Source organism: Pseudoalteromonas agarivorans (genome assembly GCF_024518735.1).
GTDB lineage: Bacteria > Pseudomonadota > Gammaproteobacteria > Enterobacterales > Alteromonadaceae > Pseudoalteromonas > Pseudoalteromonas atlantica.
On record NZ_JANIGJ010000005.1, the window covers coordinates 240,954 to 255,770 of the forward strand.

General features: G+C 40.7%; 11 protein-coding genes. 5 read left to right on the plus strand and 6 right to left on the minus strand.

The window, feature by feature from the left end:
- Window positions 1-6: 6 nt before the first annotated feature.
- Together NQT65_RS11255 and NQT65_RS11260 are read right to left on the minus strand one after the other, a co-directional pair.
- Entirely contained in the window at window positions 7-3,294 is a 3,288-nt protein-coding gene (locus tag NQT65_RS11255) for a tetratricopeptide repeat protein (RefSeq protein ID WP_256851211.1), read from the minus strand.
- Window positions 3,294-6,002: a bifunctional glycoside hydrolase/polysaccharide deacetylase family protein gene (locus NQT65_RS11260; protein WP_256851212.1), complete on the minus strand. Its 2,709-nt coding sequence runs from the start codon at window positions 6,000-6,002 to the stop codon at window positions 3,294-3,296. The genes NQT65_RS11255 and NQT65_RS11260 overlap by 1 nt, the downstream gene beginning before the upstream one ends.
- 406 nt (window positions 6,003-6,408) lie before the next feature.
- Between NQT65_RS11260 and NQT65_RS11265 the strand changes: the two genes are divergently transcribed.
- The 4 genes from NQT65_RS11265 (at window position 6,409) to NQT65_RS11280 (ending at window position 11,364) form a co-directional block, all read left to right on the plus strand.
- The gene (locus NQT65_RS11265; RefSeq protein WP_029774564.1) at window positions 6,409-8,076 is read left to right on the plus strand and encodes a methyl-accepting chemotaxis protein; all 1,668 of its coding nucleotides are present in this window, start codon (window positions 6,409-6,411) and stop codon (window positions 8,074-8,076) included.
- Between the two features lie 296 nt (window positions 8,077-8,372).
- Window positions 8,373-8,846, plus strand: a complete 474-nt coding sequence (locus NQT65_RS11270) for a MarR family winged helix-turn-helix transcriptional regulator (protein ID WP_256845365.1) — start codon at window positions 8,373-8,375, stop codon at window positions 8,844-8,846.
- 146 nt (window positions 8,847-8,992) lie between these two features.
- Window positions 8,993-9,742, plus strand: a complete 750-nt coding sequence (locus NQT65_RS11275) for a serine/threonine-protein kinase (protein WP_004586207.1) — start codon at window positions 8,993-8,995, stop codon at window positions 9,740-9,742.
- 269 nt (window positions 9,743-10,011) lie between these two features.
- Window positions 10,012-11,364, plus strand: coding sequence for a magnesium transporter (locus NQT65_RS11280; protein WP_256845363.1), 1,353 nt, complete (start codon window positions 10,012-10,014; stop codon window positions 11,362-11,364).
- Window positions 11,365-11,406: 42 nt separating this feature from the next.
- Here NQT65_RS11280 and NQT65_RS11285 read toward each other — a convergent pair whose 3' ends face one another.
- The 4 genes from NQT65_RS11285 to NQT65_RS11300 form a co-directional block, all read right to left on the minus strand.
- On the minus strand, window positions 11,407-12,240 hold the full coding sequence (locus NQT65_RS11285; protein WP_256851213.1) for a mechanosensitive ion channel family protein: 834 nt from the start codon (window positions 12,238-12,240) through the stop codon (window positions 11,407-11,409).
- A 37-nt stretch (window positions 12,241-12,277) separates the two neighbouring features.
- Window positions 12,278-12,997 carry an LrgB family protein gene (locus NQT65_RS11290; protein ID WP_121637848.1) on the minus strand — a complete coding sequence of 240 codons (720 nt, stop codon included), beginning with the start codon at window positions 12,995-12,997 and terminating at the stop codon, window positions 12,278-12,280.
- On the minus strand, window positions 12,990-13,343 hold the full coding sequence (locus tag NQT65_RS11295) for a CidA/LrgA family protein (RefSeq protein WP_256851214.1): 354 nt from the start codon (window positions 13,341-13,343) through the stop codon (window positions 12,990-12,992). Before NQT65_RS11295 ends, NQT65_RS11290 begins: the two co-directional genes overlap by 8 nt.
- A 72-nt stretch (window positions 13,344-13,415) precedes the next feature.
- Entirely contained in the window at window positions 13,416-14,207 is a 792-nt protein-coding gene (locus NQT65_RS11300; RefSeq protein ID WP_054982702.1) for a crotonase/enoyl-CoA hydratase family protein, read from the minus strand.
- Window positions 14,208-14,456: 249 nt separating this feature from the next.
- Here NQT65_RS11300 and NQT65_RS11305 point away from each other — a divergent pair, with 249 nt between their 5' ends.
- Window positions 14,457-14,786 (plus strand): HI1450 family dsDNA-mimic protein, encoded by a 330-nt coding sequence (locus tag NQT65_RS11305; protein WP_029771932.1) that lies wholly within the window; start codon window positions 14,457-14,459, stop codon window positions 14,784-14,786.
- Window positions 14,787-14,817 lie beyond the last annotated feature (31 nt).

Consider the following 14,817-nt stretch of genomic DNA (forward strand, 5'->3'; position numbering starts at 1 on the left):
CTAACATTAAAAATGTACGTAATAGCCTAATTGTAATTGTGTATCTGAGTTACCCACTTTATTACTACTTTGATAACCCAGCTGTAATTTAAATAAATCATCCCCTAGCACTGACCAGCCCGCACCACTTGATACTGAAATGTCGAGGGTGTCGTTTAACGTTTGATAACCCGTACTGATGTCGAATAACCACGAGGGGCTTTCGCCTAAATAAGGGGGAGCTAAGTTTGAGTTTGACGAAAGCGAAGTGCCCAGAGCAAAGCGCCTAAAAGGTTGTATATCAATAAGCAGCGGTCGCGCTCTTTGATCTATGCCTAAAGGGGCTAATGTGCGTTCAAAGTCTTGCCATTGAGCACTAAAATAAGTACTCCAAATAGGGCGGTCTTTTAAAATAGTGTATTGATAACGGGCGTTATATTCTTGCCCGCTGATAAGCGTTGAGCTATCACTGCGGCGCTTAAATGCCATGGCGGCTGCCGAGAACTGCACGTTTTGACGCCCATCAATAGCGTAATTTATATAAGCCGTGGTTTTATTTAATTTAGCAAAGCTAAGTAAGGTTTCTGATTGGCGGTTTTCAACGTTGTGCTCAAGTTTTACACCTACCTGCGTGCGCGAGTCCCACTGGTAACGCGCATCTAGGCTCAAGCTTTGGCGGCTCATTAAATTGCCCTGATGAGAGTCTACTTTTGCATTAAAGTACCAACGACCCCACGTCATTTTATCTTCTATGGCAAACAGTAAGCCGTTGTTATTTAAGTTTTGTTGATTGCTAATGCTAAGTTTCCATTGCCCTTTAGCATACGGAAAATAAACATTTACATCGTACTGGCTGGTATTTAAACCGGCCTCAGGGGATAGGTTAATCTCTAATGCTCTAAAGTAGCTGGTGCGGGCGTTACGTAATAAAGACGTTTCGGCTTGTGTTGGCTCTTGTGTTAACTCCTCATACCAACGCTGCATAGTTGCATAAGGCTGCCTTAAATAGAGTAAAGCACTTAGCTCATCTATTTTGCCTAACGTTTGCGTATTTACCAGTGCCTTTACTTTATTAAACTCGCCGTTGCTCATAGCCAAATGTAGCTTTTGCCATGGCTCAAGCTTTTGTGCTGCGCGTCTGGCTAACCACCAGTTGGCGGTTGCGTTGTTTATAGCCTCAGGCGCTATGTCATCTAAGCTGCTAAATTGGCGTAAGTGGGGTACGGCCATTGCGCCGGCCCATTGGATCATTAAACCTCGGTATGCGTATTTGTCTTTTGGTAAATGGTTTAATAAATAATGTTTAAGTTCGCTGGCATTAGCGTAGTAGCCTAACTGGTTCATAACATCGGCTAAATTTACTAAAGTGGTTAAATCTCGAGGGTTACTAATGGCTAATTGGCGCAGATAAAAATAAGCACTATTAAAGGCTTTTTGATGAATAGATAAACTCGCCAGTAATTGTGCCCACTCTCGGCTAGGTTCATTGCTTGAGTAGTTAGCTAAAATACGCTTAATCATAATGGTGTCGTGCATTTGCAATGCAAGCCAGCCTTGCGCTAGTACCACATCGGGATTGTATTCACTTAGTTTTGCTGCGCGGTTAAGTGTTGTGTATGCGTAATTTAAGTCACTTTGATTTTGGTACCAGTTTGATAATATTAGCCATGCAGGGTAAAGCGCTTTATTATAGCGTTGTTTTTCAAGAGCTTGATGAGCACGAGTGACGTGTTCTTCATCGCCAATTTGCGTGCTTAATAAAGTAATTTGGATTAACTGTCTATCAGTGAGTGCGGTTTGTTGCCATAGGTAATTTAATAACCCTTGTGGGTTGTCGGCAAATTTTAGCTGCTGATAATGCAGCATATCACCTACACTCAGTGGGCTAATGTTTTTTAATTGCTCTAAAGCGTACAGCTCTTCTTTTTTATCATTTACACGCAAAGCCATATCAACGCGGGCACCCCAAAACTCATCATCGTTACTACGTGCTTTTTGCTTTAAAATGGCCAAAGCGGTCGTAAAGTCATCGTTTAACCAATGCGCTCTTGCAAGCCAGAGTAAGTCTTCTTCGTTTTTTGGCCCTGCGTAGTGAGGCCACAAGGCTCTCAGCCCAGCTAAATTACCGGTATCGTGTAACACCTTGGCTTTCCAATATTGTGAAAGAGGTGTTTTTCCGTTTATTTGCTCATAGCGCTCAATATGATTAAGCTCTTGTTTTGCATTACCAATAAATTCGTTGGTTTGCATCCAATTTGCAAATCCGTTGCCTTTAAGCTGTCGGTTTTGCGCTTTATATTCGTAAATGTCGTTGGCATCTTGATATAAGTACAAGGCATTCGCATCATTAATGCTGTCGGTCAGCATAGCTACATCAACGGCTTTATGGGCCATTAACCATTTAAATTCTTTAAGCGCCTGTTTAGGCTTATTTTGCCAGCGCATAATTTTCCAATTTAAAAGCCTCAGGGCTTTATCATTGGGTGTTTTAAGTAATAACTTTGCGATTAATTGTTCAGCTGCGTTTGCATTGCCATTGGCTAAGTTTAAATGCATGGCTTTGGTTAAATATTCGCTGTTATTAGGCTGAGTTTTTAATAATTTTTCTACTGCTTTTAAGGCTTCTTTATTATCACCCGCTAAGCTTGCAAAATATAATGTACGCTCGGTATTAGCGGTATCACCGTATTTTTTCCACCATGTGTAAGCTTGTTTTGGATTGTTAGCACCCAGTGCGGTTTCAATGGCTTTTTGGGCTACATCGGCATTAATGTGGGTTTTATAAATAGCGAGCGCTTTGCCAGGCTCACCTGCGCCTAACCAAAAATCAGCGGCTAATAATGGCTGCGCGTGTTGCTCATAATATTGTGCTACGTTTGCATTGAGCCCCGTGGCTTTAGCTATATTTAATAACTGGCTATCCCAGTGTTTAAATGCCGCAAGTTTAAGTGTTAGTTCTTCAAAACGGTCATCTTTATTTGCGCCGCTATCAACCCACAATGCGTATAAAAGTTTTATTTCTAATTCAGTTTTTGTATCGCTTTTAGGGAGCTTTTCAAGCTCGTTAGTCGCTTGCGAATACTCATTTAAGCTCAGGTGAATGGCTATTTTTTTGGCGCGTAGTTTTTCATTATTAGGGTCGCTACTTAATGCTGCATTTAAGTAGGTTTTTTCAAAGGTATAATCTTGCGATAGCGAGTCATCTTCAAAAAATAAGGTGTGCGGAAACAGCGCGTAAAGTGAAAAGCAACTTACCGCTAATATAATTAAAATGGTTTTAACTGATACTAAGTGAGGGCGCTTTTTGTTATTCATTATTGAGCCCTTTTTGCGCAGTTTAAATAGCCATAAAATTCGCCAGCAGGTAATGAAAACTGCGTTGTATTGCCAAAAGTTTTTCCGCTAAAGCGCTTTCCCATATGCGAAATAAAATGACAACTGCGAGCATTTTTAAGCTCAATTTTAGCCTCAATCCACGCTTTAAAGCTCACAGGGCCGTTTACCTGCCAATTACTAAACGCGACATTAGCGGAGAGCAAATAAGGTTGGTTATCTGGCGTTGTATGATCAAAGTTAATTGTGGCTATTTCATCGCCCACGTGAATATAGTTTCCTTGCGCGGTTACCCCTAAAATACCGTGGCTGTTAGTCATATTGGGCACATCAAAAATAACAGGCAAGCGCAGCGTTTTTATATATTTAGAACTAAATAGCCATTCGCCGCGCGTATTTTTAGCAAGCGCAGAAAAATAAAAGTCTTTGGCAATGCGTGCATATTGACTTAAATGCACCGGGGTATTTTCTCTGGCTAATACGTAATCAATATTGTAATGCAGCGCATCAAGCCCTGCTGGCACTTCGCCAGAGTAAAAATGAAAGTAAATTGTGTAAGGCTTTAATCTGTATGGTTTCTCGGTTATTTCAAATGTTTCTACTAAGCGCTTAAAACCATAGTAAGGGCCGTGCCATAAATTGGTGTAAACATTTTCGTTTAAAATGGGGGCGTATATTTGATACAGCAAATCTCGCTCAGGACGGCCAATAGGTGATATATGCGACAAGCTTGGATTGTCGGCATTTACGTCGGTATTTCCTCCATTAACGTTAATTACACCGGCATCGCGCGCAAGTTCTAGGGCTTTTGGGCCTGGGGTTGCATCACCCGACCATAGCATCATCACGGTTTTTTTATTTTTTGGTGCGAGCCGCTCATTAATGTAATTTATTGAGCCGGTTATTTCTTTATTTAAATCGATGGCGTCATATCCCGGTACATCTAAATGAAACCCGTAGTCGGTGTCGTCTTTATTTATTTCTTTTCTACCTGATAAGGCTGTCCAAAAATAGGGATGGCTGTAAGTGTGTGATGCCACTTCGACATAAGGAAGCGCAAAAATTTCTTTGGCTATTTTTTCAAGCTTTGGGCTGTCAGCGCCATGCAATCCGTTAGGCTCAATATCGGCTTGGATAATTGAGGAAGTAAGTGGTAGCTTGTATTTTTTTATAACTTCATCGCGCACAACTTCTGCTGCGTAAGGTTTACCTGCAAAGTGCGCAATGCTCGTAAAGCCGTCGCCATCAATATGAAGGGTTAGCATACGCCGGCCGCTTAATGTAGTTGTATCTGGGGCTAGTATAGGCGCAAGCCCCATTGCCTTAGTTAACACAGCTTTGGGGTCTACAACCCAGTTACTGCCCTCCATAGGCAACGTATCTATAAGCCAAGGTGCAGCGATAAGTGCGCCGTACTTAGTTTTACTTCCTTGGGTTAGGGTGGTGCCATCTTCAGCGTGTATTGATATTAATGATTGCGCATTCTCTGCAAGTGTTAATAAATAGGGCTTTACAATAGCGGGCGCAGTGGTTAACTCACCTTTGAGCCAAGATGCCATAGCCGCGAGTTTATAAGGCCCATTTGAAGACAAATTAAAAGGCTCGACTCCTAAGCTTTCAAGTAACTTATTAGAAGGAGGGAGCTCGCCAAGTACCAATTGCGGTACCACGCCTAAGTTACTTTCGAGCCACTCAATAACCTGTGCATTATAAAATTGATCGCTCGTCGTCCAAGAGATAATGCCAGCATGGAGGCTGGTATCTACTTTAGGTAAAGGCGTGTTAGCCATGTCTATGTAATCAGGTATGTAGCCTAAATACTCAATCATTGTGGCAAGCTTTAGGTGAACCGTGGTGTATATAAGTGGCTTTACATTACTGTTGTATGGAATAAGTATGCGCCTAGGCACTGGCTGTATATTTGATGTCCCCCAAGTTTGAAGGTGCCCATCAGTAACCCAAGGAGCATAACCTTGGGCAATAATTTGCTTAGCCATTGCAAGGCGCTGCTGTGGTTTAGCGTAATCAATTACCTGTACGTTAAAGCCCAGTGATTGTGCTTTATGAAGCTTTTCATTTAACCAAGCTTGATCGTTCTCAGTGGTAAGTTTGTAGCTGTTATCTACTGGATTAAAGTGGCTAAATAGCCCCTCGGCAACTAAATCAGAGGCGTAATCGTTAAGCTGTGGCAGTAGCTCAAACCCTCTGTTTAAAATTAAATGTTTATTAAATGTACTCGACAAACCTTTAATTATATTCACAAGCCCCACTTGTTGAGCCGCTTTATCGTAATCGGGTTTTAATAATTGGTAGCTGTCGAGCGTATCTAAAAATAAACCGTTAAAGCCTCGTTGTTGTAATTCATGTGCTTGTTTTTGCAGGTGTTGTTGCCAATGCTCAGCGGTTAAATCAGCAATATGGCTATTCCAGTGTGGATTTTTTGCTACTGAGGATTCATTTTCAGTAAACGATTCTCCCACACTTAAATAAGCGAATACGCTAATGTTGCGCTCTTTAAGCCAATTAAGTTCGTGTTGAGTAATGCTTTGCGGCTGCACAACAACCCGTGAATAAAAGGTCATTTCGGCCAATGGCATGGGGGATGAGTAATAAAAGGCAATGCTCTTGTTAGCAGGTTGAGCGCACACGTTTAAACAAATCAACAACGTTAGATATAAGAAGTACTTCATTATTATTTTTAAAAACCACAGCCTAAGTTAACGTTGAACATTGTCCCGCTTTTTGTATAGGTATTTATTATTAGAATTGTGATGATTATATGTTAAATAAAAATGCCTGGCTACCTTAATGTGAGATGAATCGTGGTGGGATTGCTTGAGGGTTAACTAAGTAAAAGGTAATGAAAACGCCTTACTGCACAGTGTTTTCGATAAAAAATTGCGACTAATGTCGAGTGATAATGTATATCTAAAGCGCTGTAATCTAATTATAATGCGCCCACCTTGCCAGCCCTTGGCAACCCCCTGCGCTATTTATAAATTGATATAAATAGTGACATATTAAATGCTTACTTTATTGCGTTAATTACTGCAAAGCAGACAGTGATAACGTGCATACCCTATTTGTGGAGATTTAATGAGTAACTTAAGCTTGAGAAATAAACTTTTATTACTGGCTATTTTACCGTTGAGCTTGTTATTAATTAGCTTAATGGCCAGCTCGTACTATTTAGAATCGCAAAACCAGCAACAAAATTTTGAAACAATTAAATCTAAACTCATTAAAGACAAACACACGCTACTTGCCACTGAAGTGGAAATAGCAAGTAAGTTGGTACGCCATCAGTTGGATAACGGATCAACACAAAGTGTTAAAAATGTCCTTAGGGAGCTTACTTTTGGTGACGACGGTTACTTTTTTATTTACGACACACGTGGCGTTAGCGTGTTTCATGCCCTGTTAGGAAGTGCTATTGAAGGGCAAAATAAAATTGGGATGACAGACCCAAATGGTAAAAAAATAATTGTTGGATTATTAGAGCAAGCACGTAAAGGTGGCGGGGCATTTAATTACCATTTTCAAAAGCCAAATACCAACGGGTTAGTAGAGAAAATAGGGTATGCCGTAATGATACCAGGTACCGATTGGATGATTGGTACGGGTGCCTATATGGATGATATACAAACAGAGCTTGCAAATTATAAACAGACTATGCAATCACATACTCGCGAAAAAATAACCACCTTGTTATTAATTGCCTTATTTTGGGTTGTGGTTAGCGTAGTGGGCGCACTTTTAGCGTCTAACGCTATGGTTAAACCTATCCAAATAATGGGCCAAAGCTTAGATGATATTGCTAAAGGTGAAGGCGACTTAACAAAACGCCTAGCTATACATACACACGATGAAATAGGGCAGTTGGGCGAATCGTTTAATGTGTTTGTTAGCAAGCTGCAAAGCATTATAAGTAATGTGGCTGATGTTACTAATGATGTAAAAAATGCCTCAAGCGATATTAATTCGCAAACAAAACTGTTTGAAAATAAACTGCTCAATCATAACCACGAAACAGACCTAGTTGCCACAGCGATTACCGAAATGTCGGCCACCTCTCACGAAGTGGCTAAAAATACCACGCAAGTTGCTGAGTCTACTCATACGGCAACGCTAGAAGTGGCAAAAGCGCAAGAGTGCGTAGATATATCACTAAGTGAAGTTTCCAACCTTATGGGCGAGATTAACCTAGCTGCTGATCAGGTAAATTCTTTAAGTGAGCAATCTAAAAAAATAGACAGTGTACTTAGTGTAATAGGTGGCATTGCCGAGCAAACTAATTTGCTTGCACTTAACGCCGCTATAGAAGCCGCACGTGCGGGCGAGCAGGGTAGGGGTTTTGCCGTGGTGGCTGATGAAGTAAGAAGCTTAGCGAGTCGTACGCAACTTAGTACCCATGAAATTAGTGAAATGCTAAGTGAATTGCATAACTTAGTGGGCGCCGCGGTAAATGCCATGCAGGCGAGCCAAGCAAGTTGTAATCGCTCAGTTGAGTCATCGCGCGATATATCGCAAAGTTTAGGTGCTGTGACTACGTCGGTTACCACCATTAACGACATGAGTACGCAAATTGCAACCGCTGCAACAGAGCAAAGTTCAGTGACAGAAGAGATAAACCGTAATGTGTTTGCCATTCAAGAAATTGTTAATGAACTAACCCAAGCAAGTAAGGCCACCTCTGAGGTTAGCCAGCATTTAGCAGGGCGCGGTGAAAACCTAGGACAATTAATAGGGCAGTTTAAGGTTTAAAACGTCATTGCATAAACCACTACTAGCCGCAACTTATGTTGCGGCTTTTTATTTTAAATACAAAATGGTTTAGAGGCTGTTTACTTTTTGAGGTGAATTTTTAGCAAGGTACTTTTATTTGGTAAAGCTGTGCTTATATTTTAAGGTTGCTGCAAAGGCATAGGCGTATTAACGCCCAACATGTCAGACCCTAGGTAGAACAAATTTTTATTTTTGAAAGTTCGCTAACCCTAGGGAATTTTATTAATTATGTGTAGTCTATTACACGCATTTTGAATAAACAGAGTAACCCTTATATGCAACAAAGTATGCCTTCAGTACAAAACGCCGACCCCGAAACGCTCGTAGCAGAGCAAGACCTAGGCCGGTTGATATCGTTTTTACGTTCAAAAATTGCTACACACATTGATGCCCAACTCGATTGTATGGACTTAACCTCTGCGCAATATATTGTGGTAGTGCTATTAGCGCGTGGCTCAGTAAACACATTAGCCGGACTGAGCGAACATATGGTGTACGATAAAGGCGCGATGAGCCGTTTGTTAAAGCGTTTAGAAGAAAAAGACTTAATTGAAAAAACACAATGTGAGTTTGATAAGCGCTCTACACTTTTAAGTTTAAGTGATAAAGGCAAAGCGCTTTATCCGCAAATAATGCCCTTAGTAAATCAAGTGTACGAAAAAGCACTTAGCGGCTTTTCTGAAAATGAAAAACACAGCGTTATGGACTTACTAAACCGAGCAATAAACAACCTAGATACACCTTCATAAATCTCTAAAAAAGATTATCAACATTTTAGCGATACTGTTTCAATAAAAACTTAGCCTGCTAAGTACTAGATCTAATTGTGCGGCAAATCTAACTTTGCTAATATAGTTGCCTAGGCAATTAAAGTTATCATCTTGTTAGGTTTGTTATGATTGAAAATAAGTTGTTATCACAATTACAGCAGCAGTTTCCTGAACATGTATTTATGCAACAGTATTTAAGTGTTGTTCATAAAGGGCGTTTTGCGAACGCAATTGTATACAGGTACAAAGATGATACGTTTGACTTAATAGTAAAAGACTTTAGCCAAAGCCCGTGGTTTATTCGTAAAACCTTTGCCAAGCTTTCTGTAAATCAAGAATTTAAAGGATTGAGCCGCTTAGCACAGCTTGATGCAGTTGCTAATCGGTTTAGCCGTTTATCGCCGATAGCGGTGGCGTATGACTACATAGAAGGCACGCCGCTTAGAAGCTTAATACACCAGGGGGAGACGTTGCCTGTTGAATTTTTTATTGAGCTTGAACGCCAAGTTGCAAAAATGCACCGCCTAGGCATTGTGCATTTAGATTTACGTAATATGGGCAATATATTATGTGGTAGCGATGGCAAGCCTTATATCATTGATTTTCAGTCAACCATTAGCTTTTCACGCTTTTCGCGTTGGTTGCAACGTTTTATGCGCGGTTCTGACATGTCGGGCGTATATAAAGCGTGGGATAAGCTAAGTAGTACACCTTTGCCGCGTGCTAAGCAGCAGTATTTGCAGCGTTTTAACCATGTTCGTAAACGCTGGATATTTAAAGGCTACCCAATACAACGTGCATATGCATGGGGTGCTGCAATGGTCACGCAGTTTGTGGACTCTGACCTAATACGAAACTTAACCGATAGATTTTAATTCCCCTTTTTCATTGTGTGACTTTGCCCATAACAGCTTAGCGTTATGGGCTTTTTTTTGGTTAAAAATAAGGCCAATAATTTCTTTTTTAATTTTTAAAATAAACAGTAGTATCGCTGGTGTTTTTACCCCTACAATGCGCAAAAATAATGAGCGCAGTTTCAACCATCAAAGCTTAAAACGTCTTAATAAGTTTAGGTTTTTTCTGCAATTTTTTATTGTTCAAGTAAACTATAAGCAATGTGCATTTTTAAATTTAAGGTTTCAAGATGATTGAGTATCCAGGCGACCAACTACCGCAGCTAATAAACGATTTATTACAATGCGAAACACACACGCAAAAAAGTCAGCTTTTAGCCGATGCACAGCTTAATTTATCTACTGAGCACCTATCGCTACTTTTTGAAGCCATCCCAAAAGAACAGCGTCTAGAAATTTGGCAGCTATTAGATAAAGACACGCAGCATGAAATATTTGTCACCCTGAGCGATGACAGCTGCTTATGGTTACTACAAACCTTAGATGATAGCGAGGCATACGCGCTATTAGATGAAGTGAATGTTGAAGAATTACTTGAGCTTGAAGAGGTTATTCCTGAGCGCTTTGTTGATTATGCTAAAAAGCAACTCGATGAAGCACAAACGAAACAATACGATCTTGCTCAGCAGTATCCGCCTGAGCAATTAGGTCACTGGGTTGGTTTCGATTTTCTAAAAATAACTGAAAAAGCAACAATTGCAGGCGTTAAAAAATTACTGCACAAAGGTTTGCCGCAATACAGCGAAGTTGTGTATTTAGTTAGCCGCCAAGGCAGCCTAATAGGTGAACTTGCAGTAAATGATTTAATAAAAGCCGATGAAGGCGATAACCTATTGGCGCTGGCGAACTATGATTTTTCATCATTACATGCAGATGATGATTTATACGAAGCAGCAGAAGTGGTTATTCACAGTGAAAAAATGGCCATGCCGGTGGTTAATACTGACAACAAATTAGTCGGGCGTTTAACCATTAGCTCGGCATACGAACTACGCCAAGAAATTGCCGACGAAGCTGCGGCCAAAGCTGGTGGTTTACGCGAAGACGAAGACCTGTTTGCCAGTGTAAGAAAAAGTGCTAAAAACCGGGGAATTTGGCTGGGTATAAATTTAGCCACTGCGTTTTTAGCATCTTGGTTTATTGGCTTATTTGGCGCAACAATAGAGCAGGTTGTGGCACTGGCGGTACTTATGCCTGTGGTGGCCTCTATGGGCGGAATCGCCGGGAGTCAAACTTTAACGGTAATAGTGCGCGGTTTAGCGCTTGGCCAGGTAACCGACTCTAACCGCAATGCACTGTTAAAAAAGGAGCTACGGGTAGGGGCGGTGAACGGCTTAGTGTGGGCATTAGTGATTGGCGCGCTCACCTTTGTTTGGTTTAGCGACATAATGCTAAGCATTACAATTACCGTCGCTATATTGCTTAACTTAGTGGCTGCGTCGTTAGCTGGGGTTGTTATACCGTCTATTTTAGACAAAATGAAAATAGACCCTGCGCTTTCTGGCTCGGTAATATTAACCACGGTTACCGATATAGTTGGGTTTGTGACCTTTTTAGGGTTAGGCAGTTTATTACTGCTTTAAGCTAAAAAACAACAAAGCCGCATTAAGCGGCTTTGTTTTTTATTAAGAAAGGTCGCGTTCTTTAATAGTAACCACCCGCTGCGGAAAGGGTATTTCTATCTCAGCGCTATTAATGGCTTTATAAACGCCTGCGTTAATAGCAAGTTTGGTTTCTATTATTTTGGTTGTAGGCACCCAATAGCGATAACTAATGGTTACGCCGCTATCGGCAAAGCGCTCTATGCCTACTTGAAAAATAGGGTTTTGAGCCACCTGGTCATGAGCCTTTAATACTTCTTCAATAAGGCTAACAGCGGTATCAGCGCAGGCAGTATAGGCTATGTCTATTTCTCCTTTAACTAACGAGTAGCTAAACGAGTTGTGAATAATTTCACCCACTATGTGCTTGTTAGGAATAGTGATTTCTACTTTTTCTTCATCAATTAAAATGGTGTAACCCAGCTCAATTGTTTTTACTTGGCCGCTGACCCCTTTTACTTCAATGGTATCGCCTACCACAAAAGGGCGCGTGGCAATAATAGCAAGGCCAGCGCCATAGTTTGAAAGCATTCCTTGTAAGGCCAAACCCGCACCTAGAGAGGCAGCACCTATAGCCGCTACAAAGGGGGTAACACTAATGCCTATTTTGCCAAGCGCTATCACTACAACCATCACAATAAGCAATACTTTTACCACGTTACTGACAAAGCTGGTAAGCGTGATATCGATATTGTGACGAGCCATCAATTTAGCGACTAAATTTGAGAGTTTTTTAGCAACCCACAAGCCTAGTATAAGAATAAAAACGGCACCCACAATTTGCATGCTGTAGGTAACTAAATACTCAGTGAGCATGGTGTAGTATTTTTCAAATTGTTCTATTTCAGAACTGATCATAGTGGGCTCTTTATATTGCGTAATTATTTTTTGCTAACTATAGCAAAGTGTTGACTAAAAAAGGATATAGCACGGGGACTATTATGGCGGTTAATAATGCGCTTAAAGCCATCGCAACCGAGGAAAACGCGCCTATTTTTGGGTGCTCGTCCAGTGCTGCTGCGGTGCCTATAGCATGGCACGCAGTTCCCATTGCTATTCCTTGAGCTTGCTGGTTATTAACACCTATCCACTTAATGAGCATTAACCCAAAGAGTGCACCTAGTAAGCCAATAAATATAACTAATGCTGCGGCAAGAGAGCTAATCCCCCCTAAGGACTCAGTAACTATTAACGAAATAGGCGTAGTTACACTTAATGCAGCTACGGAGGCGCTTAAATTGGCGGGTACATCAAATAAAATACTTAAAATAAAAGCCACCACAGTGGCGTTAATAATGCCTAAGCTACACGTGCTTACTATTAACAGTAGATTTTTTCTGACATGTATAAACTGCTGATACAAAGGTAAGGCCAGTGCCACTATAGCAGGCTCTAATAGCCAACTAAGTAGTTGGCTATGCGTGGAAAAATCAGCATAAGGTAATTTTAAATTAACAAGTACTAAGGCAATAATCGCAATACTTAAAAACACCGGGTTGGTGAGCGACTTTACTATGCTGTGCTGCCAGTGTTTATTAAACGCTCTTAATAGTAAAAACAGCAAAATAATAGCGGGAGTTGTTAAGTACCATAGCGTAAGGTGCAGCTCAGTCATTGTTATTTTTACCTTTAACATAGCCAACAACACTGCTTACCAGTAAAAGCGTACTGGCAGGGACGAGCAAAATAACCAAAACCAAATAGGGCCAATGCAGCTTAATAAGTGCAATGTGCTCGATAAATCCTACCCCCGCGGGTATAAAAAATATTGGCATAATATTTAAAATAGGGGAGGCCGAGGGTTTAATACGGTGCTCTTTCACTACACCTAACAGTAATAAACTCAGTAAAATAACCATGCCAAGGAGCGGTGCAGGGAAGCTGCCACCAATTAAGTGCATTATTAATTTAGCACACCCTAAGCACAGTAAAATAATTGCACTGCTAAGCAAGTACTTCATGATAATGGCTCATTAATATAGAAAGAAATTAACGTTAGCAAATACACACTATTATTAAATGCTAATTTAGTCTTACCAGCGCTTTGAATTTGCATAGCTTATATCTGTTTTCCCTTTTGCTTTGGCAATTGCTTTTTTAGTATTAGGATTGAGTAACAAGCGAATTTGGCTAAACGTTTCTTTAGCTAAAATTTGTCGTTGGTTTGTTGTGTAGCTTTGCTGAGTAACGCGCTTTATCGCTGCCAGTGTATCGGGGGAGCGTTCACGTAATATATTTAACATGCGCTGCGTGGCCTGTTCGGTATTGTCTGTAAGCTCTGTGACTAACCCCAGCTCGTAGGCCGTGTGTGCACTAATAGGGTTGGCGTGGCTTGCCAGCCAAAGCGCTTGGTCGCGCTTTAATAAACCAGCAAGCACTACATTAGCGCCCATATCGGGGCATAGCCCCCAACGCGCTTCCATAATGGCCAGTTTTGCTTGGGTATCAACAATTCTGTAGTCGGCGCCCAATGCTATTTGTAGCCCACCCCCTAAACAATTTCCGTTTATTTGCGCAATCACAGGTACGCTTAACGATTGCCAGCCCAGTACCACTTTTTGCGCTAGGTTTTGATTGCCAGGTAGCCATTTTAGCAACAGCCGAACAATGTTTAATGGTGAGGCCATCACTGCAGCCACATCAAGCCCAGAGCAAAAATGCTCACCATCACCTTTTATCACTACGGCGCGAACACTTTTATCTTTTTTTATACGTTTAATAGTGCTGTTTAATTGCATGAACATATCAAAGCTAAGTGCATTTTGTTTTTCTGCGCGGCTTAAAATAACGTTAGCAATGCCTTGTTGTATTTCTAGTTTTATCATTGCGCTCTCCTATTATTATGTGTTTGAGCTTATGATGTACGCCTTACTAAGTAAAGTAACGGTTTGTTTTATAATAAAAAATAAATTGAATTATTTTTAACTTTTTTAGTCAAAGCACTTTGAATCTTATTTAAGCTTAACTGCGCATGAGCTGGTAACAAAAAAGTCATTATTTTTAGCTGTTTTTTCTCAAAACACAGATGAGTTTTGATATTATGTGCGCACTTAAAATGCATTGAGGTTTTACCCATGTCAGGCCCACGGTTATATAGCGAAGAAGAAGTTACCCATCAAGCGTACGATATTTTTTTAGAGCTGGCGCCAAATAATCTTAGCGAACAAGATGTTGAAGACTTTAACGAATACCGAGAAGAGCTTGGGTTTATTGAAGAGGGCGAGCCTGATGAGCAATGGCAAAACTTTGTAGCACTTGAAATAGAGCCGGAGTTATTTGTGCAAGTGCTAGTGGGGTTAGAGTTTGAAAACGAAGATGTGTTATTTGCAAAAATTTTAATTAGCCGTGATAAAGACGCGCCGTTTTGTCATATTTTGTGGAAAGAAACAGAGCACGCTGAGTAAGCAGTTTTGTTTGTATGTGCAAGAGAGTTTA

Excerpts from the sequence above, each read along its gene's own strand:
- NQT65_RS11275 (WP_004586207.1), top strand. The coding sequence starts at position 8,993 with ATGATTGAAAATAAGTTGTTATCACAATTACAGCAGCAGTTTCCTGAA.
- NQT65_RS11280 (WP_256845363.1), top strand. The coding sequence starts at position 10,012 with ATGATTGAGTATCCAGGCGACCAACTACCGCAGCTAATAAACGATTTA.
- NQT65_RS11260 (WP_256851212.1), bottom strand. The coding sequence starts at position 6,002 with ATGAAGTACTTCTTATATCTAACGTTGTTGATTTGTTTAAACGTGTGC.
- NQT65_RS11305 (WP_029771932.1), top strand. The coding sequence starts at position 14,457 with ATGTCAGGCCCACGGTTATATAGCGAAGAAGAAGTTACCCATCAAGCG.
- NQT65_RS11300 (WP_054982702.1), bottom strand. The coding sequence starts at position 14,207 with ATGATAAAACTAGAAATACAACAAGGCATTGCTAACGTTATTTTAAGC.
- NQT65_RS11290 (WP_121637848.1), bottom strand. The coding sequence starts at position 12,997 with ATGACTGAGCTGCACCTTACGCTATGGTACTTAACAACTCCCGCTATT.
- NQT65_RS11265 (WP_029774564.1), top strand. The coding sequence starts at position 6,409 with ATGAGTAACTTAAGCTTGAGAAATAAACTTTTATTACTGGCTATTTTA.
- NQT65_RS11285 (WP_256851213.1), bottom strand. The coding sequence starts at position 12,240 with ATGATCAGTTCTGAAATAGAACAATTTGAAAAATACTACACCATGCTC.
- NQT65_RS11255 (WP_256851211.1), bottom strand. The coding sequence starts at position 3,294 with ATGAATAACAAAAAGCGCCCTCACTTAGTATCAGTTAAAACCATTTTA.
- NQT65_RS11295 (WP_256851214.1), bottom strand. The coding sequence starts at position 13,343 with ATGAAGTACTTGCTTAGCAGTGCAATTATTTTACTGTGCTTAGGGTGT.
- NQT65_RS11270 (WP_256845365.1), top strand. The coding sequence starts at position 8,373 with ATGCAACAAAGTATGCCTTCAGTACAAAACGCCGACCCCGAAACGCTC.